The sequence below is a fragment of the Actinotalea fermentans genome (assembly GCF_007991475.1).
In the GTDB taxonomy this organism is placed as follows: domain Bacteria; phylum Actinomycetota; class Actinomycetes; order Actinomycetales; family Cellulomonadaceae; genus Actinotalea; species Actinotalea fermentans.
In genome coordinates, this window is the sequence record NZ_BJYK01000001.1 from 1,183,633 (window position 1) to 1,205,556 (window position 21,924).

Below are 21,924 nucleotides of genomic sequence, written 5' to 3' on the forward strand. Positions count from 1 at the left end.
CCGGCCGCCGCGGCTCGGGCCTGCCTCAGCGCACGAGCTGGCGAAGGCGCCGACCGGCGCTGGCCAGCGGTTCGGCCAGCGGTCCGGCGAGCTCCACGGGCTCGACGTACGCGGGGCCCGCGTCCTGGCCGAACCGGAACAGGTCGTCCACCGTGCCCTCGGCCTCGGCCGCGCCCACCAGCTCGCGTCGCGTCCCGGCGATCAGCCCCACCGACTCGCCCCGGACGGGGTGGCGGAAGCCGTCCCGCAGGTCCGCCAGCAGCTGCCGCGGGCCCCTGCGCGGGGCGCCGGACGTGGTCCCCGCCACGAGGATCACCACGACGGCCGTCACGAGGGCGAGGACGATCGAGGTCAGGATGGGCGCCATGGGCCCAGTGTCACCCGTTCGGCGCAGTCCCGCGCGACGACGCCGGGAGTCTGACCGCATCGCCACACGATCTCCACACCGCGTCCCGCGGTGCGGGACGGGCCCGTCCCAGAACCGGCTCAGGCGGTCGCGTCCGCGTCCTCGTCCTCGCGCAGGCGCTGGCTGATGACCGTCGTGACGCCGTCGCCGCGCATCGTCACCCCGTACAGGGCGTCGGCGATCTCCATGGTCCGCTTCTGGTGCGTGACGACGATGAGCTGGCTGTCCTGGCGCAGCTCCCGGAAGATCTCGAGCAGCCGGCCGAGGTTCGTGTCGTCGAGCGCCGCCTCGACCTCGTCCATGACGTAGAAGGGGCTGGGGCGCGCGCGGAAGATGGCGACGAGCAGCGCGACGGCCGTGAGCGACCGCTCGCCACCGGACAGGAGCGAGAGCCGCTTGACCTTCTTGCCCGCCGGCCGCGCCTCGACCTCCACACCGGTCGTGAGCATGTTGTCCGGGTCCGTCAGGAGCAGCCGGCCCTCACCGCCCGGGAAGAGGCGCGCGAAGACCTGCTCGAACTGCTCCGCGGTGTCGCGGTAGGCCTCGACGAACACCTGCTCGACCCGCTCGTCGATCTCCCGGACGATCTCCATGAGGTCGGCGCGGGACTTCTTCAGGTCCGCGAGCTGCTCGGCGAGGAAGGCGTGCCGCTCCTCGAGCGCCGCGAACTCCTCGAGCGCCAGGGGATTGACGCGCCCGAGCAGGGCGAGGTTGCGCTCCGCCGCCCGCAGCCGCTTCTCCTGCTCCGCGCGCACGTAGGGCACGGTGCGCGGCCCGTCCTCGCCGTCGGTCTCCGCCGCGTCGCCCGTCAGGGGCACCGGCCGGTCGGGTCCGTACTCGTCGACGAGCACCTGCGGGTCCAGGCCCAGCTCCTCGATCGCGCGCTCCTGCAGCTGCTCCACGCGCAGCTGCTGCTGGGACCGGGCGAGCTCGTCGCGGTGCGCGACGTCGGTGAGCTTGGCCAGCTCGGTCGCTGCGGCGTCCACGCCGGCGCGCACCTGCGCCAGGCGCGCGTCCCGCTCGGCGCGGCCGGCCTCGGCCGCCTCGCGCGCCTCGTGGGCCCGCCGCAGGGAGACCTCGACGACGTCCAGCGCGTACTCGGCACCCGTGCGGACGGCCCGCGCCCGCGCGGCCTGCACGGCCCGTTGCCGGGCCCGGTCGGCGGCCCGCTCACGAGCCTGGCGCTCCGCCCGCGCGGCGGCCTCGAGCGACTGCGCGCGCCCCGCGAGCGCCCGGACCCGCTCCTCGAGCGTGCGCAGCGCGAGCCGCGCCTCCGTCTCGGCGGCGCGCGCGGCGGTCGCGCCCGCGGCGGCCTCGTCCCGATCGGCCGTGGCGGCCTCGATCCGCGCGTCGGACTCCGCGGGGTCCGCCTGGGCCTGGGTGAGGCGCTCGGTCAGCTCTGCGAGGGCCGCGAGGTCACCCTCGAGGCGCCCCGTCGCCTGCTCGAGCGCGGTGCGCGCGCGGTCCGCCTCGCCGCGCGCTGCGCGGGCCGCCGAGCCCAGGTGCCCCAGCTGCTCCGCGACCGCCGCGAGCGCGGCGTCGGACTCGTGCAGGCGGTCGAGCGTCGTCTCGTAGGCCTCACGCGCCTCCGCCTCGGCCCGCTGCGCCGCGACGACCGCGAACCGGGTCCGCTCCCCCGTCGCCGTGGCCTCGGCGACCTTCGCCTTGGCGTCGTCCAGCGCGGCCTGCAGCTCGAGGGTGCTCGGCGCGCCCGCCGAGCCTCCGACGGCCCGCAGCGCACCGAGGAGGTCCCCGCCCCGCGTGACCGCGACCAGCTCCGGGCGCGCCGCGACGAGCGCGCGCGCGTGGGCCAGGTCGTCCACCACGACGACGCCTGCGAGCAGGGCGGCGACCGCCGCACCCACCCCGCCGGGCGCGTGCACGAGGCTCGCGGCCGCGACGGCGCCGGCCGGCAGGTCCTGCGGCGTCTGCGGTCCCGGCGCGGCGCCCCCGGTGGCGACCAGCACGCTCGCGCGGCCCGCGTCGTCGTCGCGCAGGCGCCGCAGGGCGTCCACGGCCACGTCCACGCTCTCCACGGCGACGGCGTCGGCCATCGCGCCGAGGGCGACGGCGATGGCGTCCTCGTAGCCCGCCTCGACGTCGATGAGGGCGGCCACCGAGCCGAGCACCGGCTCGCTGCCCGCGAGCAGCGCGCCCGCGCCGTCCTTGCGCACGAGGCTGAGCTCGAGCGCGTCGACCCGGGCCTGCCAGGTCGCCCGGTCGCGCTCCGCCGTCCGCTCGGCCTCGCGCAGCTCCGTGAGGGCGGCACTCGCGCGCTCGAGCGCCTCGGCCGCCGCCTCGTGCTCGGCGTCGAGGCCCTCCTCGCCCTCCTCCGCGCCCGCGACCTGCGACTCGAGCGCCGCGAACGCGACGGTCGCCTCGTGGCCCCGCCGCTCGGCCTCCGCGAGTGTCTCGCGCAAGCGGCCGATCTCCGCCTCGGTGGACTCGACGCGGCTGCGCCGGGCGGCCACGTCGCCCGCGAGTCGTGCCAGGCCCTCCCGCCGGTCGGCGACGGCGCGGTGCAGGTCGGCCACCACCCGCTCGGTCTCGCGGACGCGGCGCTCGGTCTCCTCGCGGGCCGCGGTGGCCCGCTCGACGGCGCCCCGGGCCAGCTCGGCCTCCGCTCGCAGGTCCGCCTCCGACTCGCGGGCGCGCGCGGCCTGGGCCTCGAGGTCGTCCGGGTCGGGCCCGGACGGCGCGGCGTCGTCGTCGGCGCTGCCGAGCAGGCGCACGCGCTCGGCCGCGAGCGTGGCCGTCCCGCGCAGCCGCTCGCGGGCCGACGACAGCCGGTACCAGGTCTCCCCCGCCTCCGCGAGGAGCGGCGCCGCGGCGGCGGCCTCGGCCTCGAGGCGGGCGAGGTCGGCCCGCGCCGCGGCCAGCGCCGTCTCGACCTCCTCGCGCCGCATCCGCAGCGCCGTCTCGTCGGCGATCTCCTGCTGGAGCGTCGCGGTGAGCTGCGCCAGGTCGTCCGCCAGCAGGCGCGCCTTGGCGTCCCGCAGGTCCACCTGGATCGTGGCCGCCTTGCGCGCGACCTCCGCCTGGCGGCCGAGCGGGCCCAGCTGGCGGCGGATCTCCGCGGTGAGGTCCGACAGGCGCGTGAGGTTGACCTGCATCGCCTCGAGCTTGCGGAGCGCCTTCTCCTTGCGCCGCCGGTGCTTGAGGATGCCCGCGGCCTCCTCGATGAACCCGCGCCGGTCCTCGGGCGTGGCGCGCAGCACGGCGTCGAGCTGGCCCTGGCCGACGATGACGTGCATCTCCCGGCCCATGCCCGTGTCGGACAGCAGCTCCTGGATGTCGAGCAGCCGGCACGGGGTGCCGTTGATCGCGTACTCGGACCCGCCGCTGCGGAACAGGGTCCGGGAGATCGTGACCTCGGAGTACTCGATCGGCAGCACGCCGTCGGTGTTGTCGATGGTCAGGGCGACCTCGGCGCGGCCCAGCGGCGGCCGCCCGGCCGTGCCGGCGAAGATGACGTCCTCCATCGTCCCGCCGCGCAGGGACTTCGCCCCCTGCTCGCCCATCACCCAGGCGAGCGCGTCGACGACGTTGGACTTGCCCGAGCCGTTCGGTCCGACGACGCACGTGATCCCCGGCTCGAGGTGCAGCGTCGTCGCGGACGCGAAGGACTTGAAGCCCCTCAGCGTGAGCGTCCTCAGGTGCACGGGTCGAGCCTAGGAGGTGCGCGGGCGGCGGCCGGGGAGGCGCTCGCTCACAGGTGCGGGAACCAGAGGGCGATCTCGCGCTGCGCCGAGGCGGGCGAGTCCGAGCCGTGCACGATGTTCTGCGTCGCGGCCGTTCCCCAGTCCCGGCCGAGGTCGCCGCGGATCGTGCCCGGGGCGGCGGCTGTCGGGTCGGTCGCGCCCGCCATCGCGCGGAACGCCTCGATGACCCGCTGGCCCTCGACGACCACGGCGGCGACCGGCCCCGAGCCCATGAACTCCACGAGCGGACCGAAGAACGGCTTGCCCTCGTGCTCGGCGTAGTGCGCCCGCAGCAGCTCGGCGTCGGGCACGCGCAGGTCGAGGGCCACGAGCGTGTAGCCCTTGGCCTCCAGGCGGCGCAGCACCTCACCGACGAGACCGCGGCGGACGCCGTCGGGCTTGACCAGGACCAGGGTGCGCTCGACGGCGGGCGCGGCCGGGGCGGCGGCGGACGTGGCGGCAGACATGGCCGTCACCTTAGCGGCCGTCCGGCCCCTGGTCCGCCGGCTCGCGCCCGGCCGCCCGCTCGCGCTCCGCCCGCTCGCGGTCGATCCGCGCGCCGAGCCGCAGCGAGGCGACCCACAGGGCCGCGAACACACCGCCGACGACGTACATCATCGGGACCGCGAGGCCCGCCGCCACGACCGCGAGCTGCAGCACGGTGCCCACGACGTAGCCGCCCGGCCGCCCGAGCGTGCCCGCGGCGAGCAGCAGCGAGAGCACCAGGGCGCCACCGACGAGCCACACGCGGGCGGGTTCGGCCACCTGCAGGCCGTACGCGACGAGCGCGGCGAACAGGACGACGAACGCCTCGAGGGTGAGCATCGTCGCGGCGAACTGCCGCCGCGCCGAGCGTGCGCGGCGCGGCGGGCGCGCGCCGTCCGGGTCGCCCACCGCTCAGCCCTTCCCGAGGAGGATCCGGGCCTCGGCCACCAGCGTGATCGAGCCGGTCACCAGGACGCCGGCACCGGTGGGCGAGCCGTCCACGCCACCCTCGGCGAGGTCCGCGGCGCGCGTGATCGCGTCGTCGAGGCGCTCGACCAGGTGCACGCGCTCCTCGCCGAACACGTCCACCGCGACCGCGGCCAGCTCGTCGGCCGGCAGGGCCCGCGCCGAGGAGGACGCGGTCACGACGACCTCGTCGAGCACCGGCTCGAGCACGGACAGGATGTGCTCGGCGTCCTTGTCCGCGAGGATTCCGACGACGCCGACGAGCCGCTCGAACGCGAAGCCGTCCTCGAGCGCGTCCGCCAGGGCCTGCGCCCCCGCGGGGTTGTGCGCGGCGTCGACGATCACCGTGGGCGACGACCGCACCAGCTCGAGCCGGCCCGGCGAGTCGACGTCCGCGAAGGCGGCCTCGACGACGCCGCCGTCGAGGGTCCCGACGCCCTTGAGCAGCACCTCGGTGGCCGCGAGCGCGAGGAGCGCGTTGTGCGCCTGGTGCGGGCCGTGCAGCGGGAGGAACACGTCGGCGTACACGCCGCCGACGGTGCGCAGGGTGAGCAGCTGGCCACCGACGGCCACCTGGCGGTCCAGGATCTCCAGCTCGACGCCCTCGCGCAGCACCCGGGCGCCGCGCTCGGCCGCCGTCGCGAGGATGACGCCCTCGGCGTCGTCGTCCTGGTCGGCGAGGACGAGCGTCGCGCCGTCCTTGACGATGCCCGCCTTCTCCCCCGCGATGTCGGCGAGCGCGTGACCCAGCCACGCCTCGTGGTCCTTGGCGACGGGGGCGATGACCGCGACCTCCGCCTCGACCACGTTGGTGGCGTCCCACGTGCCGCCGAGGCCGACCTCGACGACGGCGACGTCCACGGGCGCGTCCGCGAACGCCGCGAACGCCATCACGGTGAGCACCTCGAAGAAGCTGAGCCGCGGCCCGCCCGCGGCGAGCGACCGCTGGTCGACCATGTGCACGTACGGGGCGACGTCCTGCCAGACCTCGACGAACCGCTCGGCGCTGATCGGCTCGCCGTCGATGGCGATGCGCTCGGTGACGCTCGTCAGGTGCGGGCTCGTGAAGCGCCCGGTGCGCAGGCCGTGCTCGCGCAGGAGCCGCTCGGCCATCCGGCTGGTGGACGTCTTGCCGTTCGTGCCCGTCACGTGCACCACGCGGTACGCCAGCTGCGGGTCGCCCAGCAGCGAGCAGACCTCGCGCACCCGGTCGAGCGTCGGCTCGAAGTCGTGCTCCGGCGCCCGCTCGAGGATGCCGGCGTACACCTCCGCCAGCGCGTCCGGCCCGGGCAGGCTCACGGCCGGCCGCCCTCGGCGCGGGAGGTACGGCCGACGCGGGAGGGCGCGGGCGCGTGCCGGGGGGTGCAGCCAGGGGTGGACGATCTCATGGACCCATTGTGGCGGGCCTTGCCGCACCCAGCTGCACGCGGCGATAGTTCACGCATGCCGGGGGCCCGCACCATCGCCGTTGCCGCTGCCACTCTCGCGCTGCTGACCGCCGCGAGCGCCGGCGGTGCCGCCGGCGAGCCGGCGACGGTGCCGGCGACGATGCCGGCGAGCTCCGCCGCTCTCACCACCAGGGCGACGACGCCGCCCGCCGTCCAGGCCGCCGCACCCGCGGCCGTGCCGCCCGACGAGGCCGCCTACGTGCCCATCAACCCGGTCCGCGTGCACGACATGCGCTCCGGCGTGACGGCGGGCACGCCCACGTGCGTCCAGATGACCGGCGCCGCGACCGGCATCCCGGCCGGCGCCGATGGCGTCGCGCTCAACGTCGCCTCGGTGCAGCCGGCGGGCCCCGGGCACGTCGTGGTCTACCCGGACGTGGACGGCACGGGTCAGACGGCCGCCCCGGTGGCGGCGACCGTGAACTTCCAGCCGGGTGCCGACATCTCGAACGCGGCGCTGGTCGACCTCCCGCCGAACGGCCGGGTGTGCTACTTCGTGCGGGGCGCCCGCGCGGGCATCGTCATCGACGCCGTCGGCTACCTGCGGGCCGGCTCGGGGATCACGCTGCGCACGCCGGCACGGCTGCACGACGTCTCCTCCGTGACGTCGCGGCAGGTCCACACCGTCCAGGTGACCGGCGTCCCGGCGGCCGGCGTGCCGGCCGGCGCCACCGCCGTCATCGTGAACGTCGCCGTCGCCGGGTCGACCTCCGCGGGGCACCTGCGACTGTTCGCGGCGGGCACGCCGGTGCCGCCGACGGCGAGCCTGAACTACCCGGTGGCCGGCGACCGCTCCACGGCCGCGATCGTCCAGCTGTCCCCCGGCGGCGCCCTCTCCTACTGGTCGGACACCGCACCGGGCAACCGGGTGCGGGTCGTGCTCGACGTCGTCGGCTGGACCGTCGACGGCTCGGCCTTCGTGCCCGTCACACCGACCCGCCTCCTCGACACGCGCGCGACGTCGTCGCTCATCGCGGGTCAACGGCAGGACGTCACCCTGCCGCCGGGCGGCCCGGTGCCCGGCGACGCCGGCGCGGTGGTGCTGTCCGTCGTCGGCGTGGTCCCGACGGGCGTCGGCAACCTCGCCGTCGCCCCGTACCGGCGCGCCTGGTCCGGGCCGCCGCCGATCGCCACGCTGAACTACGTCCCGGGCGGCGACATCGCGAACCTCGTCGTGGCGGCCGTCGGCGACGGCGGCCGCGTGTCGCTCTACAACGACCAGTTCCGCGGCAGCTCCGCGCACGTGGTGGTCGACGTCGTCGGCTACCTGACCGACGTCGCCGCCCTGCCCCCGGTGGTGTACCCGACCGGCACGACGGTCGTCGGCACGGGCACGCCCGCGTCCTGCACGTCGGCGGCGCTGGCGGCAGCGGTGCGCGACGGCGGGTACGTCGCCTTCTCGTGCGGGCCGGCCCCGGTGACGATCGTCGTCGACCAGACGCTGGTCACCTGCAACACCGACACGTGCCGCCACCCGTGGCAGGGCGGGACCCCCGTGTCCCAGCTGACGGTCGACGGCGGCGGACTCGTCACGCTCAGCGGCGGCGGCGCGCGCGGCATCTTCTACGCGAACGCGTGCCAGGAGAGCTTCGGCTGGCTCTCGAGCGCGTGCCAGAACGACAGCCGTCCGAGCGTCACGTTCCGGAACATCACGTTCGCGGACGGCAACGCGCAGGGCCCGCCACCGGGCCTCGCCGACGTCGGCGGCGGCGGGGCCATCGCGATGCGCGCGGGCACGCTCACCCTGGAGGACGTGGTCTTCCGCGACAACCGCACCGTGGCGGCCCACTCGGACTGGGGCGGCGGCGCGGTGCGCGTCTTCGGCCAGAACAACCCCGCGACGATCATCGGGAGCACCTTCACCGGCAACCGCGGCGCCAACGGCGGGGCCCTGTCGAGCCTGCACGCGCCGATGGTCATCACCGACTCGGTGTTCACCGCGAACACCGCGACCGGCTCCGGTGCGTCGAACGGGAACGGCGGGAACGGCGGCGCGGTCTACTTCGACGGCACGTGGCAGAACGTCCTGGTCCAGGACACGACGATCACGGGGAACGTCGCGCCGGAAGGCGGGCCGGGCATCTTCTACGTGAGCAACAGCCGCACCGGCACCCTCACGATCGACCACGCCACGATCACCGGGAACACGGGCCAGAGCTTCTACACCCACCCGTACCGCAGCCTGTTCTACCTGGGCACGTCGTCCCTGCCGGTGATCCGGGGCTCCGTCATCGAGTGACGAAGCCCCGGACCAGGGCGGCCGGGTCCGCGCGGCGCCGGGTCAGCCCAGCCGGCGGACGGTGACCTCGGGCTCGGCGACGTCCGCGGCCTCGATCGTGAGGTCGAGCGCGAGCGTCTCGGCCGCGACCAGCTCGCGGTGCGCCTCGATGGCGGCCACCGCGTCGGCCGGCACGCGCAGGCTCAGGGCGATCCGGTCGGAGACCTGCAGGCCCGCAGCCTTGCGCTCGTCCTGCACGGCGCGCACGACGTCGCGCGCGTAGCCCTCGGCGAGCAGGGCCTCGTCGAGCGAGGTGTCCAGCAGGATGACGCCGTCGCCCGGGAGGACCGCGGCGACTTGGCCCTGCGGCGCGTCCTCGGCCACCACCGTGGTGACCTCGTACTCGCCGTCCACCAGCGCGACCGCGCCGGCCTCGGTCTGCACGACGACGCCGTCCGGGCCCTGGCTCCAGGCCCCGGCCTTCGCAGCGCGGATGACGTCCTGGACGGCCCGCCCGAGGCGCGGGCCTGCGGCCCGGGCGTTCACCGACAGCCGGTTCGCGACGCCGAGCTCGGCCATGCTCACGTCCGCCAGGTCCACGAGCGTCACGTGCTTGATGTTGAGCTCGGCCGCGATCAGCGGGACGTACGGGGTGAGCCGGCCGGGCTCGGGCACCGCGACGGCCAGCTCGCGCAGCGGCTGGCGCACCCGCAGGCCGTGCGCCTTGCGCAGGCCGAGGGCCGCCGAGACGACGTCGCGCACCCCGTTCATGGCGGCGACCAGCGCGCCGTCGGCGACGAGCGCGGGCTCGGTCTCGACGCCGACGACGTCCAGGTGCCACGAGTCCGCGGACCCGTACACCGTCCGGGGCTCGGCGTCGCGCACGGGCCAGTCGGTCAGGTGCACGCTGCGCCCGCCGGTCAGGCCGCGCCAGATCTCCTCGGTGACCAGCGGCGCGAGCGGCGCCATGACGCGCAGCAGCGCCTCGAGCGCCGTCCAGAGGGTGTCGAACGCGTCGACGTCCTCGTCCCAGAACCGCTGCCGCTGCGTGCGCACGTACCAGTTGGTCAGCAGGTCCAGGTGCAGCCGCACCGACTCGCACGCCCCCGCGATGTCGTAGGCGTCCATCTGGGACGTCACGCGGACGGCCAGCTCGCGGGTGCTCGCGAGCAGGTACCGGTCCATCGGCGGCAGGCCGGCGACCCGGTCCGCCGTCACCGGCTGGGCGAGGTAGCCCTCCCCACCACGCGCGGCGTCCGCGTACAGCGACAGGAAGTAGTAGGTGCTCCACAGCGGCAGCAGCACCTGGCGCACGCCCTCGCGGATGCCCTCCTCGACGACGACGAGGTTGCCACCGCGCAGGATCGGGGAGGACATCAGCGACCAGCGCACGGCGTCGGAGCCGTACACGTCCCACATCGCCACCGGGTCGGGGAAGTTGCGCAGGCTCTTGCTCGCCTTGCGCCCGTCGTCGCCCAGCACGATGCCGTGGCACATGACGGTGCGGAAGGCCGGCCGGTCGAAGATCGCCGTGGCGAGGACGTGCAGCGTGTAGAACCAGCCGCGCGTCTGGCCGATGTACTCGACGATGAAGTCGCCCGGGTAGTGGTTCTCGAACCAGTCGGTGTTCTCGAACGGGTAGTGCACCTGCGCGAACGGCATCGAGCCGGAGTCGAACCAGACGTCGAGGATGTCGGGGATGCGGCGCATCGTGGACCGCTCGCCCTCGGGCCGCGGGTCGTCCGGGTTCGGCCGCGTGAGCGTGTCGATGAACGGCCGGTGCAGGTCGGTCACGGGCACGCCGAAGTCGCGCTCGAGCTCCGCGACCGAGCCGTACACGTCGATCCGCGGGTACGCCGGGTCGTCGCTCATCCACACCGGGATGGGCGTGCCCCAGTAGCGGTTGCGCGAGATCGACCAGTCGCGCGCGCCCTCGAGCCACTTGCCGAACTGGCCGTCCTTGATGTGCTCGGGCACCCAGGTGATCTGCTGGTTCAGCTCCACCATGCGGTCGCGGAACGCGGTCACGCGCACGAACCAGCTCGACACCGCGCGGTAGATCAGCGGGTTCCGGCAGCGCCAGCAGTGCGGGTAGGAGTGCTCGTACGTCTCGTGCCGGACCAGGCGCACCCGCTGGGGCGCGGCGACGTGCTCGAGGGGGCCCGTGCCGTGCTTGAGGTCGCTCACGATGCGCGGGTTGGCCTCGAAGACCTGCAGGCCGGCGTAGTCGGGCACCTCCGCGGTGAACCGGCCCTTGCTGTCCACCGGCACGACCGGGGTGATCCCCGCGGCCGCGCACGCGGCCATGTCGTCCTCGCCGAAGGCGGGCGCGAGGTGCACGACGCCGGTGCCGTCCTCCGTCGTGACGAAGTCGGCGGGCAGGATCCGGTGGTCCCCGTTGCGACCGACGAAGTACCCGAACGGCGGGGTGTAGCGCAGCCCCGCGAGCTCGCTGCCGGGGAACGACGTCCGCCCCTCGCGATCGCTCAGGACCGCCAGCGCGCCGTCCTCGTCCCCGGGCGCGCCGAGCTCGCGCTCGTAGGCGGCCAGGCGTGCCTGGGCGAGGATCACGACCTCGCCCTCCAGCGCCGAGCCACGGGCCGGGCACACGCGCACGTACTCGATCTCGGGCCCGACGGCGATCGCCTGGTTCGAGGGCAGCGTCCAGGGGGTGGTCGTCCAGATGAGCAAGAGCTCGCCGGTCTCGATCCGCACGCCCACGGTCACGGCCGGGTCCTGCCGCGTCGCGTAGACGTCGTCGTCCATCCGCAGCTCGTGGTTGGACAGCGGCGTCTCGTCGCGCCAGCAGTAGGGCAGGACGCGGTAGCCCTCGTAGACCAGGCCCTTGTCGTAGAGCTGCTTGAAGCCCCAGATGACCGACTCCATGAAGGGCAGGTCGAGGGTCTTGTAGTCGTTGTCGAAGTCGACCCAGCGCGCCTGCCGGGTCACGTACTCGCGCCACTCGTTCGTGTACCGCAGCACCGACTCGCGGCACGCGGCGTTGAACGCGTCGACGCCCATGGCGTCGATCTGCGACTTGTCGGTGATCCCGAGGATGCGCTCGGCCTCGAGCTCGGCGGGCAGGCCGTGGGTGTCCCAGCCGAACCGCCGCTCGACGCGCTGGCCGCGCATCGTGCGGTAGCGCGGGACGACGTCCTTGGCGTAGCCGGTGAGCAGGTGCCCGTAGTGCGGCAGGCCGTTGGCGAACGGCGGCCCGTCGTAGAAGACGAACTCGTTGCTGCCGTTCTCGCCGGCCGGCCGGGCGTCGATCGACGCCTGGAACGTCCCGTCCGTGTCCCAGTGCGCGAGGACGTCCTTCTCGAGCGCGGGCAGGTCGGGCGACGCGGGAACGGCCGCCTGGGGGTCGGTCGAGCGTCGGTGCAGGGGGTAGACCATCGAGGGGGCTCCTGGGTCCTGGCGGCTACGTGCAGTGCGAGGACGACGTCCCACCGAACGATGGGCCACCGCGGTACCACCTCGCTTGCCGCCGCAGCACCACCACGCCCCTCGCGGGTGCGTACCGGTCCTGCGGAGACCGCTCTCGTGGGCTGTCACGGGCCCACCCGTCCGGTTCTACTGAGGCCCTCGGCCGCTGGAGGCGGCTCGCGTGCCCGTTCTTCCGGAGGCTCACCGGTGATGGCCGGGTCCTCGCCTGTGCCCACGATGGTACCCGGCCCGGGCGTGGACGCCCTTCCACGAGCTGCCCGGTGTCCCGGGCGCCGCGCCCTGGTGCCCGGGACGCCGCCGCGGAGAGGCTCGCCGGGACCACGGCGGCCACCCCCGGCCGCCCGACCCTCGGGAGGACGAATGACCACGACGACGACCGGCCCCACCGCACCCGCGGCGAGCCGGCAGCCCGCCACGGCGCCCGCCCCCGGCGCCGACACCCCGTCGCGCGCCTGGGCGGCGACCGCCCTGCTCGCCGGCCTGACCGGCATCGTGTCCATCCAGGCGTCCATGGCCCTCTCGGTGAACTGGACGGAGGTCGCCGGAGACCCCGACGCGATCGTCGCCGACCTCGCCGAGCGGGTGCCGACGCTGCTCGTCTTCCACACCGCCACGGCGCTGTGCACCGTGCTGCTGCTCGTCGCCGCCGCCGGCTTCGGCCGTCGCCTGCGTGCCGGTACCCCGGCGGGCAGCCTGCTCCCGGCCGTGGCCTCGGGCGGACTCCTGCTCACCTCCGCGGCGGCGCTGCTCGGCGGCGGCCTGGACACCCAGTTCATGTTCGCCCTCGGCACCCCCGAGCTGGTGAACACGTCCGGCTCCTTCTACTCCGACTGGGTGGCCACCATCCCGTGGCTCTGGCTCGGCGCCGGCGTGAGCGCGCTCGCGGTCGCCGTCGCCGGCCTGCGGCACCGGGCCGTGCCGCGCTGGATCGCCGTCGTGAGCCTGCTGCTGGGCGGACTGACCGTCCTCACCGGCGTCTCGCCGTTCCAGTACCTGGCGGGCATGGTGGCGCCCGTGTGGCTGGTCGTCGTCGCCCTGGGCTTCCTCCTCGGCGACCGTCGTCGGTGAGCAATGAACTGGCCCCGGGCGGGGCATTCCCTCCGCCCGGGGCCGCCGCCTACTGTGGCGCGGTGTCGATCACGGTCGGGCTGCCGCGCACCGCCCTCGTCCTCGGCGGCGTGGCGTGGTTCCTCGGGCTGCTCGGCCTCGTGCTGCACCTGGCCTCCGGCGCGGGGATCGCCGACGCGAACGTCCTCTTCCTGCTGGTCGACGTCACCGTCGCGATCGTCTACGGCACCGTCGGTGCCGTCGTGCTCGCCCGACGGCGGCACGCGGTCGGCTTCCTCGTCGCGCTGGCCGGGCTGGGCGGCGGCCTGTCCGCGACCGGCGGCGGGTGGGGCGCCTACGCGGCGGCGCACCCGGACCTGCCGGCGCTCGACGGCGTGGCCGAGCTCTACGGCTGGGCCTGGATGCCCGGGACGGTCGCGCTCTTCACGGTGGTGCCCTGGCTCGTGCGCGACCACCCGCTCCCGACCGCCGCGCGCGTCGGCGTGCTGCTCGGCGCCGGCACCGCGGTGTGGCTGCCGGCGGCCGGCCTCCTGGCCCCCGCGTCACGCGCGGACGCGCCGCTGGTGGCCGTGGTCGCGGTCGGGCTCGTCAGCGCCGCCGCCACCGCGTACCGGTGGCGGCGCGGACCGGTCGCCGAGCGGCGCGGGCTCGGCCTGCTCACGGCGGGCGCGGGCGTCCTGGCCCTCTCCTTCGTCCCCCTCCTGCTGGTCGAGTCCACCCCGGACCTGGTGCTCGCCGTGCCGATCAGCCACCTCGCCACGCAGGCGCTCTACCCCGCGGCGATCCTCGTCTGCGTGCTACGGAACCGGCTGTGGGGCATCGACCTCGTCGTGAGCCGCGCGACCCTGGCCGGCCTCACCACGCTCGGCATGGCGGCGGTCTACGCCGCCCTCGCGGCGGCCGCGACGCTGCTGGTCGGCGGCGGGCTCGTCCCCCAGCTCGTGGCGGCCGTCGGCATGGCGCTGGCCCTCGGGCCGACACGCGCGCACCTGGAGGGCCGGGTGCGCACGCTCGTCTACGGCGAGGCGGCCGACCCGGGCCGCGCCGCGTTGCGGGTCGGGCGGGAACTCGCCGGCGCCGGCTCGGCCGACGACCTGCTCGCCGGGCTCGCCCGGAGCGTCGGGGAGTCCCTCCGGCTCGAGTCGGTCGTCCTGCGGACGGCGCCGCCGCTGGCCGTCGACGCCTCCTGGGGGCTGGCCACGGCTGCGGCCGAGACCCTGCCCGTCCTGCACGCCGGGCGGCGCGTCGGGGAGCTGACCTGGACGGCGCGGCCCGGGGAACGTCTCGACGCGCGCAGCAGGCAGGCCCTCGACCACCTGCTCCCGGTGCTCGCGGCCGGCATCGCGCTCGCGCACGCGGCGCACGAGCAGCGCCGCGCCCACGACGCCGCGACGCTCGCCCGGCTGGCCGAGCGTCGGCTCATCCGCCGCGAGATCCACGACGGTCTCGGTCCGTGGCTGAGCGGGCTGCGCCTGGGCCTGCAGGGCGCGCTCAACCTCTGGTCGGCCGACCCCGCCGCGGCGCGGGCCCTCGTCGCGGCGCTCGCCGACGAGGCCCAGCTGCGCGTCGACGACGTGCGGTCCCTCTCCCGCAGCCTCCTCCCCCCTGCGCTCGACGAGCTGGGCCTCGCCGCGGCCCTGAGCGAGCTGGTCCAGCGGCACGCGACCGAGGGCTTCACGGTCAGCGTCGAGGCGCACGGCTGCGACGGGCTGGTCGGACCGGAGGCCGCCGCCGCGTACGGCATCGCGGCCGAGGCCGTCCTCAACGCCGCGCGGCACTCCGGCGCCGCCGGGTGCACCCTCACGGTCCGGCGCTCGACCGAGGGACTCGAGGTCGTGTGCGAGGACGCCGGGCGAGGCGTCGCGCCCGACGCGCCGCCCGGCGTGGGCACCCGGACGATGCACGAGCGCGCGGCCGAGCGCGGCGGGACGCTCGAGATCACCGCCCTGCGGCCGGGCACGCGCGTGCGCGCGGTGCTGCCCGCCACGACGGCCGTCGGGGCGGTCGCATGAGCATCCGCGCCGTCGTGGTCGACGACCACCCGGTCTTCCGGATCGGGATGGTCGCCCTGCTCGGGTCGCTGCCGGGCGTGGAGGTGACGGGCCAGGCCGCCAGCGCCGCCGAGGCCCGGGCGCTCCTGGGACCCGGCGGACCGGCCGCCGACGTCGTGCTGATGGACCTCGACCTGCAGGACGGGTCCGGCGTCGACGTGACGCGCGACGTGACGCGCGATCGCCCCGGCGTCGCGGTCCTCGTCGTCAGCATGCACGAGGACGACGACGCCGTCGTCGCCGCCATCCGGGCCGGGGCGCGCGGCTTCCTGGTGAAGTCCGCCTCCCCCGACCAGGTCGAACGCGCCGTCCGCGCCGTCGCCGCGGGCGAGATGATCCTGTCCCCCGCCGTGGCCGATCGCGCCATGGCCTACGTGCTCGGCGGGCGCACGTCGGTCCGCCTGCCCTTCCCCCAGCTCACCGACCGTGAGCGCGAGGTGCTCGACCACCTCGCGGCCGGGCACGACACCGCGGGCATCGCCCGGCGCCTGTCGCTCAGCGAGAAGACCGTGCGCAACACCGTCGGTACGGTCCTGGCGAAGCTCGGCGCACGCGACCGCGCCGCCGCCGTCGTCCTCGCGCGCGCCGAGGGCCTGGGCTCAGGCGCGAACCCGGGAGACTTGCGGTTGACGTAACGTCAACTCGTACGGTCGTCAGCGTCCGGAGAGGAGGTGACGGCATGCACTCGATCCAGGAGGTCGCCCGCGCGAGCGGGACGACCAGCCGCACCCTGCGGCACTACGAGGCCGTGGGCGTGCTGCCGGCGACGGAGGTCGGGGCCGGGGGCACCCGGTACTACGACGACGACGCGCTGGTGCGCCTGCAGGAGGCGCTCGTCCTGCGCTCGCTGGGGATGCCGCTCGCCGAGGTGCGGGCCGTCCTGGACGGCGAGCGCGACCGCCTGGCCGCCCTGCGCCGTCACCTCGCTGCGCTGCAGACCGAGCAGCGACGGCTGACGCGGATGGCCGCGTCGGTCGCCCGGACGATCGACACGCTGGAGACGGGAGGCCCGATCGTGGCCGAGGAGATGTTCGACGGGTTCGACCACACGCAGTACCAGGCGGAGGTCGAGCAGCGCTGGGGCGCGGACGCGTACGCCACGGGCGACCGGTGGTGGCGTGGCATGTCCGACGACGAGCGCCGCTCGTGGCAGGAGCGCACCGCCGCCATCGCGCAGGCGTGGGCGGCGCTGGCCGCTGCCGGCGTCGCACCGGACTCCGACGAGGCTCAGGACGTCGCCCGTCGGCACGCCGCGTGGCTCGCGTCGATCCCGGGCACGCCCGGGTACGGCACCGGCGCCCCCGACAAGGGCTACGTGCTGGGCCTGGCCGACATGTACGTGGCCGACCCGCGGTTCGCGGCGAACTACGGCGGGGAGCCGGGCGCCACGCTCGTGCGGGACGCCCTGCGCGTCTGGGTCGAGCGCTCCGCCTGACGGGGCCCGACCGCCCGGGCCACCGGGGCCGCCCACCCCCTGCGGGGGCGGCCCCGGTGGCCGACCGGTCAGCCGACGGTCGCGGCTGCGCGCGCGTACTGGGCCGCAGGGTGGTCCGGCAGGGCGCGCGCGTGGCCGGCGCCGAAGAGCCGCTCGCGCAGGGTCTCCCCCGGCGTGTACGCGGTCCGGTAGCGACCGCGCCGCTGGAGCTCGGGCACCACGTGCTCGGTGAAGTCGGCGAAGGTCCCCGGGGACAGGTGCTGGATGAGGTTGATCCCGTCCGCGTCGGTCGTGTCGATGAACTCCTCGATCCGGTCGGCGACCTCCGCCGGGGTCCCGGCGATGAAGCGGTTGTCGTTCTCGGGTGCCGACAGGTGCTGGACGAGCTCGCCGACCTTCTTGCGGTCCGCACCTTCGGACCACATGCGCTCGAAGGTCTGCATCGCGTCGCCCGCCTTGTACTCGAGGTAGGCGTCCGTGTCGTCGCCCGACAGGTCGATGCCGGCCCAGCCGCTGAAGAGCACGAGGTGCCCCTCGACGTCGCGGTACTCCTTCAGGAGCGCGACCTTGTCCTCGACCTCGGCGCGGGTCGGCGCGACGACGACCTCCGCGCCGACGAACGCCTTCACGTGGTCGGGCGCGCGACCGGCCTCCACCGCCAGCCGGCGCAGGTCGGAAATCTCCTCGCGCGCCTGCTGGTCGTCGCGCGGCAGCAGGAACACGGCCTCGGCGTGGCGGGCCGCGAAGCCCTTGCCGCGCGACGACGTGCCCGCCTGGTACAGGACGGGCGTCCGCTGCGGGCTCGGCTCGGCCAGGTGCGGGCCGGCCACGCGGTAGTACTGCCCCTCGAAGCCGATCTCGTGGACCTTGTCCGGGTCGGTGTACACGAGCGCCTCCGCGTCCTGCACGACGGCGTCGTCGTCCCACGAGGACTCCAGCAGCCGGTAGACGACCTCGAGGTACTCGTCGGCGATCGCGTAGCGGTCGTCGTGCTTGATCTGCTCGCTCAGCCCGTAGTTGAGGGCCGCGTCGGGCAGGTACCCGGTGACGATGTTCCAGGCGAGCCGACCGCGCGTGAGGTGGTCCAGGGTGGACAGGCGGCGCGCGTGGCCGAACGGCGGCTCGTACGTCGTCGTGGACGTGACGGCGAAGCCGAGGTGCTCGGTGACGGCCGCCATCGCGGGGACGACGAAGGCCGGGTCGATGTTCGGCACCTGCATCCCGGCGCGCAGCGCCGCGCGCCGGTCGCCCTTGTAGGTCGTGTACGTCCCGACGACGTCGGCGAGGAAGACGGCGTCGAACAGGCCACGTTCGAGGACCTTGGCGAGGTCCGTCCAGTAGGTGAGGTCCTTGTACTCGGTGCGGCGGTTGCCGGGCACGCGCCACAGGCCGTGGTTGATGTGGCCGGGCGTGGCCATCTCGAACGCGTTGACGTGGATCTGCTTGGGCATGGTTGCTCCTGGGTCTGGGTGGAGGTCGCGGGTGAAGGTCGCGGGTGAAGGTCGCGGGTCGTGAGTCAGGTCGTGAGTCAGGTCGTGGCTCAGGGCGCCGCGACGAGGCGGCGGTCCTCGTCCGCGGCGAGCTCGATCGCCTCGCGGAACGCCGCGGCCGTGCGGGTCACGCACTCGCGGGCGGCGTCGTCGACCAGCACGGGCCCGCCCGACGTGTGGTCGATGTGCACGTCCAGCACGAAGCGGCCGGCGGTGACGTGCCGCGCACCGAGCGAGGCGAGCACGGGGCGCAGCGAGTAGTCGATCGCGAGCAGGTGCGCGATCGTCCCGCCGGTGGCGATCGGGAGCACGATCTTGCCCGCGAGCGCCGCCTGTGGCAGCAGGTCGAGGAAGGCCTTGAGCAGGCCCGAGTAGGCGGCCTTGTAGATCGGCGTCGCGACGACCAGCGCGTCGACGCCGATGACGGCACGGACCGCCGCGGCGATCTCCGGTGCGCCGGTGTCGGCGGCCAGGAGCGCCTGCGGCGGCAGCGTGCGGATCGCCAGGGTGGACACGTCGTGCCCCGCGAGGCTCAGCTCGCCGCCGATGTGGTGCGCGAGCGCGGCGGTGCGTGAGGCGGCGGACGGACTGCCGGTGAGGACGAGGACTGAGGCCATTCGATCTGCCCTTTCGAACGGTGTGGCGACGGGTGGTGCTCGGACGGACCTGGCGCGGGCGCACGAGGGCGCGCGGGAGCCAGGCGATGAGGCGCCGCGGGCCGGTGCGCGCGGCGAGGGGGCCGGCCGCGGTCGCGGACGGACGTCGGCGCGGAGGTCAGCGCGGACGTCGGCGCGACCGGGCGTGGGCCGGGTCAGCGGGGGCGGGAGCCTGCACCCTCCCGGGCGCGCGAAGGCGCCTGCTCAGGAGGTGGCGACGACGGGCGTCGCGCGCGTCGTCTCAGCGACAGACGGCGAAGGCCCCCGCGGGCATGCACATTCGCGCGGCGACGAGGTCGCAGGGCACGAACGGCAGCCGGACGGAAGTCATGGGGTGACTCTGGCAGGCGCGTGGACGCGCCGGGAATGCACGGTCCATCATCTGGGACGTTGGTCCCATGCTCGGGCTCCTCGGAGCGCGGAGGACGCGGGCCGCCCGCGGACCTAGGACACGCGCCGGGCGACGACCGTGTTGCTCGCCTGGGCGCGCGGACGGATGACCATCGAGTCGATGTTGACGTGGTGCGGCCGCGTCAGGCACCACGCGATCGCGTCGGCCACGTCGTCCGCCGTCAGGGGACCGTCGACCCCGGCGTAGGTCGCGGCGGCCCGGGCCGCGTCGCCGCCGAACCGCACGAGCGAGAACTCCTCGGTGGCGACCATGCCGGGCGCGATCTCGATGACCCGCACCGGCTCCCCCACGAGCTCCAGGCGCAGCGTCTCCGCGATCGTGCGCTCGGCGTGCTTGGCCGCGACGTACCCGCCGCCGCCGGGGTACGTGCCGTGCCCGGCCGTCGAGGTGAGGAGCACGACGTCGCCGCGCCCCGACGCCCGCAGCCCCGGCAGCAGCGCCTGCGTCGTCCGCAGCGCGCCGAGCACGTTCACCTCGTACATCGCGCGCCAGTCGGCCAGCGACCCGGTCGCCACCGGATCGAGCCCCAGCGCCCCGCCCGCGTTGTTGACCAGCGCGTGCACCGCCCCCTGGGCGGCCACGACCTCGGCGAGCCGGGCGACGTCGTCGTCCGAGGTGACGTCGCACGTCACGGGCACCGCCCCGGTCTCCGCCGCGAGCGCGGCCAGGCGGTCGCCGCGCCGGGCCGCCGCGACGACGTCCCACCCCTCGGCGCGCAGGCGGCGCACCGTCGCCGCCCCGATGCCGGACGACGCTCCCGTCACGACGGCGCGCAGCGCGGACGTGGGGGCGGCGGTCATGGCGGGCTCCTTCGACGGTGTCGCAGCCAGGGTAGGCCGCTCGCGCGCACCGACCGCTCACCAGCGGCGCGGCGCGGCCGATCACCAGGCAGGAGCCGACGCTGACAGGGGGGCCATGACAACGGTCGACGGCGCAGGGAGCCCGCTCCGCGCGGCGGACGACGACGCCCCGGAGTGGGACGCGCTCGTCGACGACCTCGCCTTCCTCGCCGACCACGACCCGCAGGCCTGCCTCGTGCGCGCGCAGCGTCCCCTCGAGCTCGCCCGCGCGCAGGGCCCGGCCGACGCCGAGATGCGGATCAGCCTGCACGTCGGCTTCGCGCACCTGCACCTCGGCCACGACTCGGACGCGCTCGCCGCCGCCGAGCGGACGGCACACCTGGCCCAGCGGGCGTCCGACCTGGTGTGGCAGTCCCGGGCCCTCGTGTGCCGGGGCCTCGTGCACCACGCCCTCGGCCACGTCGAGGACGCGGTCGACCTGCTGCGGCGCGCGGTCGAGCTGCGCCGCGAGGCCGACGACGCCGCGGGCACCGCCGAGCTGCTGAACCACCTCGGCACGGTCTACACGGGGATGAGCCAGTTCGGCCCCGAGGCGGCAGCGGTGCTGAGCGAGTCCCGGCGCCTGTGGCTGGCCGAGGGGGACACCGACCAGGCGGCCGTGGCGCAGGTCAACCTGGCGCGCGCCTTCGTCGTGACGGGCCGGCGCATCGCCGAGCAGAACCCGCGCGGCGCCCTGGCGGCCGCGCGCCGCGCCCTGACCTTCGCCGAGCAGGCGGTCGAGGAGGCGGACGCGGCGGGGCTGACCCGCTTCGCGATCGACGCCCGCCTCGCCGTCGTCGGCGCGCACATCCTGGCCGGGGACCTCGCGGCCGCCGGGGTGACCCTCGAGGCCGCGCGCGCGATGGTCGAGCGGTTCCCGACGCGCAACGGGCAGCTGGCCATCCACCGCGAGGCCGCCCGCTGGCTGGTCCTCACGGGCCGTCACGACGAGGCCGTCGCCGAGGTCGAGGCGGGCCTGGCGCTGTGCGAGACGCTCGACCGACCGGGTGAGCGGGTCGAGCTGCTGCGCTCGCTCGTGGCCGCGCACGAGGGCCGCGACGACGCGCCCGCCGCCCTCGGTGCCCTGCACGAGCTGCACGAGCTGACCGTGCGCCTGGCGGACGCGGTGGCCGAGCGCCGCTCGGCGCTGCTGTCCTCGCGGCTGGAGGTCGAACGGGCGCAGCGCACGGCGGAGGCCGAGCGCCGTCGGGCGGCGGCGCTCGAGGAACGCAACGCCCGCCTGGCGTGGGAGGCGTCGCACGACGCCCTCACCGGGCTCGCGAACCGCCGGGTGCTCGACGCCGTGCTCCTGCGGCTCACCAGCACGCGGGCGCGCTTCGCCGTCGCGCTGCTCGACATCGACCACTTCAAGACCGTCAACGACACGTGGTCGCACCAGACCGGCGACCAGGTGCTCGTCCGGCTCGCCGCCGAGCTCCGCGGCACCCTGCGGGGCGACGACCTGGCGGCGCGCTACGGGGGCGAGGAGTTCGCCGTCGTGCTGACCGACGTGGAGATGGCGACGGCCGTCCTGGTGTGCGAACGGATGCGCAGGGCCGTCGCGGACATCGACTGGGGCGAGCTCATGCCCGGGCACCGGCTGACCATCAGCCTCGGTGTGGTCACCTCCGACCTGCACGGCACGCCGGAGGCGCTGCTCGCCGCCGCGGACGTCGCCCTCTACGCGGCCAAGGCCGACGGCCGCAACGCCGTGCGCGTCGCGACGGCGCTCTCGGCTGCGGAGGGCGTCGCCGCGGCCGACTAGGCTGGGCTCGGGTCCCCGGCCGACGCCCGGTCCGGCA

General features: G+C 75.5%; 15 protein-coding genes. 6 read left to right on the plus strand and 9 right to left on the minus strand.

The features are described from left to right. Positions 1-25 precede the first annotated feature (25 nt). From AFE02nite_RS05525 to AFE02nite_RS05545, 5 genes are all read right to left on the minus strand, one after another. Positions 26-367, minus strand: coding sequence for a hypothetical protein (locus AFE02nite_RS05525; protein ID WP_034249894.1), 342 nt, complete (start codon positions 365-367; stop codon positions 26-28). A 119-nt stretch (positions 368-486) separates the two neighbouring features. Further along, positions 487-4,068 carry a chromosome segregation protein SMC gene (gene smc, locus AFE02nite_RS05530; protein ID WP_146819180.1) on the minus strand — a complete coding sequence of 1,194 codons (3,582 nt, stop codon included), beginning with the start codon at positions 4,066-4,068 and terminating at the stop codon, positions 487-489. 47 nt (positions 4,069-4,115) lie between these two features. Then, positions 4,116-4,574, minus strand: coding sequence for a nucleoside-diphosphate kinase (gene ndk, locus AFE02nite_RS05535; RefSeq protein ID WP_034247513.1), 459 nt, complete (start codon positions 4,572-4,574; stop codon positions 4,116-4,118). Positions 4,575-4,584: 10 nt separating this feature from the next. Further along, positions 4,585-5,001 carry a DUF4233 domain-containing protein gene (locus tag AFE02nite_RS05540; RefSeq protein WP_052113852.1) on the minus strand — a complete coding sequence of 139 codons (417 nt, stop codon included), beginning with the start codon at positions 4,999-5,001 and terminating at the stop codon, positions 4,585-4,587. Positions 5,002-5,004: 3 nt separating this feature from the next. After that, complete coding sequence (locus AFE02nite_RS05545; RefSeq protein WP_146819181.1) at positions 5,005-6,357, minus strand: bifunctional folylpolyglutamate synthase/dihydrofolate synthase; 1,353 nt, start codon at positions 6,355-6,357, stop codon at positions 5,005-5,007. A 144-nt stretch (positions 6,358-6,501) separates the two neighbouring features. Between AFE02nite_RS05545 and AFE02nite_RS05550 the strand changes: the two genes are divergently transcribed. Beyond that, the gene (locus AFE02nite_RS05550; protein ID WP_052113854.1) at positions 6,502-8,745 is read left to right on the plus strand and encodes a right-handed parallel beta-helix repeat-containing protein; all 2,244 of its coding nucleotides are present in this window, start codon (positions 6,502-6,504) and stop codon (positions 8,743-8,745) included. A 42-nt stretch (positions 8,746-8,787) separates the two neighbouring features. On the opposite strand, the gene ileS is transcribed toward AFE02nite_RS05550, so the two are convergent. Beyond that, entirely contained in the window at positions 8,788-12,120 is a 3,333-nt protein-coding gene (gene ileS, locus AFE02nite_RS05555) for an isoleucine--tRNA ligase (protein WP_034247519.1), read from the minus strand. Between the two features lie 411 nt (positions 12,121-12,531). Between ileS and AFE02nite_RS05565 the strand changes: the two genes are divergently transcribed. From AFE02nite_RS05565 to AFE02nite_RS05580, 4 genes are all read left to right on the plus strand, one after another. Continuing rightward, on the plus strand, positions 12,532-13,239 hold the full coding sequence (locus AFE02nite_RS05565; protein WP_186814463.1) for a hypothetical protein: 708 nt from the start codon (positions 12,532-12,534) through the stop codon (positions 13,237-13,239). 62 nt (positions 13,240-13,301) lie between these two features. Continuing rightward, complete coding sequence (locus AFE02nite_RS05570) at positions 13,302-15,251, plus strand: histidine kinase (protein WP_146819182.1); 1,950 nt, start codon at positions 13,302-13,304, stop codon at positions 15,249-15,251. Beyond that, positions 15,248-15,925 carry a response regulator gene (locus AFE02nite_RS05575; protein ID WP_034247597.1) on the plus strand — a complete coding sequence of 226 codons (678 nt, stop codon included), beginning with the start codon at positions 15,248-15,250 and terminating at the stop codon, positions 15,923-15,925. The genes AFE02nite_RS05570 and AFE02nite_RS05575 overlap by 4 nt, the downstream gene beginning before the upstream one ends. A 44-nt stretch (positions 15,926-15,969) precedes the next feature. Further along, on the plus strand, positions 15,970-16,725 hold the full coding sequence (locus AFE02nite_RS05580; RefSeq protein ID WP_034247599.1) for a MerR family transcriptional regulator: 756 nt from the start codon (positions 15,970-15,972) through the stop codon (positions 16,723-16,725). 68 nt (positions 16,726-16,793) lie between these two features. Here the strand turns inward: AFE02nite_RS05580 and AFE02nite_RS05585 are convergent, their stop codons facing one another. The 3 genes from AFE02nite_RS05585 to AFE02nite_RS05595 form a co-directional block, all read right to left on the minus strand. Next, entirely contained in the window at positions 16,794-18,176 is a 1,383-nt protein-coding gene (locus tag AFE02nite_RS05585; RefSeq protein WP_034247601.1) for an LLM class flavin-dependent oxidoreductase, read from the minus strand. Positions 18,177-18,265: 89 nt separating this feature from the next. After that, positions 18,266-18,832 carry an NADPH-dependent FMN reductase gene (gene ssuE, locus AFE02nite_RS05590; protein WP_052113867.1) on the minus strand — a complete coding sequence of 189 codons (567 nt, stop codon included), beginning with the start codon at positions 18,830-18,832 and terminating at the stop codon, positions 18,266-18,268. A gap of 483 nt (positions 18,833-19,315) precedes the next feature. Further along, positions 19,316-20,083 (minus strand): SDR family oxidoreductase, encoded by a 768-nt coding sequence (locus AFE02nite_RS05595; RefSeq protein WP_034247603.1) that lies wholly within the window; start codon positions 20,081-20,083, stop codon positions 19,316-19,318. A 115-nt stretch (positions 20,084-20,198) separates the two neighbouring features. Here AFE02nite_RS05595 and AFE02nite_RS05600 point away from each other — a divergent pair, with 115 nt between their 5' ends. Next, positions 20,199-21,887, plus strand: a complete 1,689-nt coding sequence (locus AFE02nite_RS05600; protein ID WP_052113869.1) for a GGDEF domain-containing protein — start codon at positions 20,199-20,201, stop codon at positions 21,885-21,887. The last annotated feature ends 37 nt before the right edge of the window (positions 21,888-21,924 follow it).

What these genes read in the sequence shown, in the direction of transcription:
- ileS (WP_034247519.1), bottom strand. Translation starts at nt 12,120, where the DNA reads ATGGTCTACCCCCTGCACCGACGCTCGACCGACCCCCAGGCGGCCGTT.
- ssuE (WP_052113867.1), bottom strand. Translation starts at nt 18,832, where the DNA reads ATGGCCTCAGTCCTCGTCCTCACCGGCAGTCCGTCCGCCGCCTCACGC.
- AFE02nite_RS05550 (WP_052113854.1), top strand. Translation starts at nt 6,502, where the DNA reads ATGCCGGGGGCCCGCACCATCGCCGTTGCCGCTGCCACTCTCGCGCTG.
- ndk (WP_034247513.1), bottom strand. Translation starts at nt 4,574, where the DNA reads ATGTCTGCCGCCACGTCCGCCGCCGCCCCGGCCGCGCCCGCCGTCGAG.
- AFE02nite_RS05600 (WP_052113869.1), top strand. Translation starts at nt 20,199, where the DNA reads ATGACAACGGTCGACGGCGCAGGGAGCCCGCTCCGCGCGGCGGACGAC.
- AFE02nite_RS05565 (WP_186814463.1), top strand. Translation starts at nt 12,532, where the DNA reads ATGACCACGACGACGACCGGCCCCACCGCACCCGCGGCGAGCCGGCAG.
- AFE02nite_RS05575 (WP_034247597.1), top strand. Translation starts at nt 15,248, where the DNA reads ATGAGCATCCGCGCCGTCGTGGTCGACGACCACCCGGTCTTCCGGATC.
- AFE02nite_RS05595 (WP_034247603.1), bottom strand. Translation starts at nt 20,083, where the DNA reads ATGACCGCCGCCCCCACGTCCGCGCTGCGCGCCGTCGTGACGGGAGCG.
- AFE02nite_RS05585 (WP_034247601.1), bottom strand. Translation starts at nt 18,176, where the DNA reads ATGCCCAAGCAGATCCACGTCAACGCGTTCGAGATGGCCACGCCCGGC.
- AFE02nite_RS05525 (WP_034249894.1), bottom strand. Translation starts at nt 367, where the DNA reads ATGGCGCCCATCCTGACCTCGATCGTCCTCGCCCTCGTGACGGCCGTC.
- AFE02nite_RS05580 (WP_034247599.1), top strand. Translation starts at nt 15,970, where the DNA reads ATGCACTCGATCCAGGAGGTCGCCCGCGCGAGCGGGACGACCAGCCGC.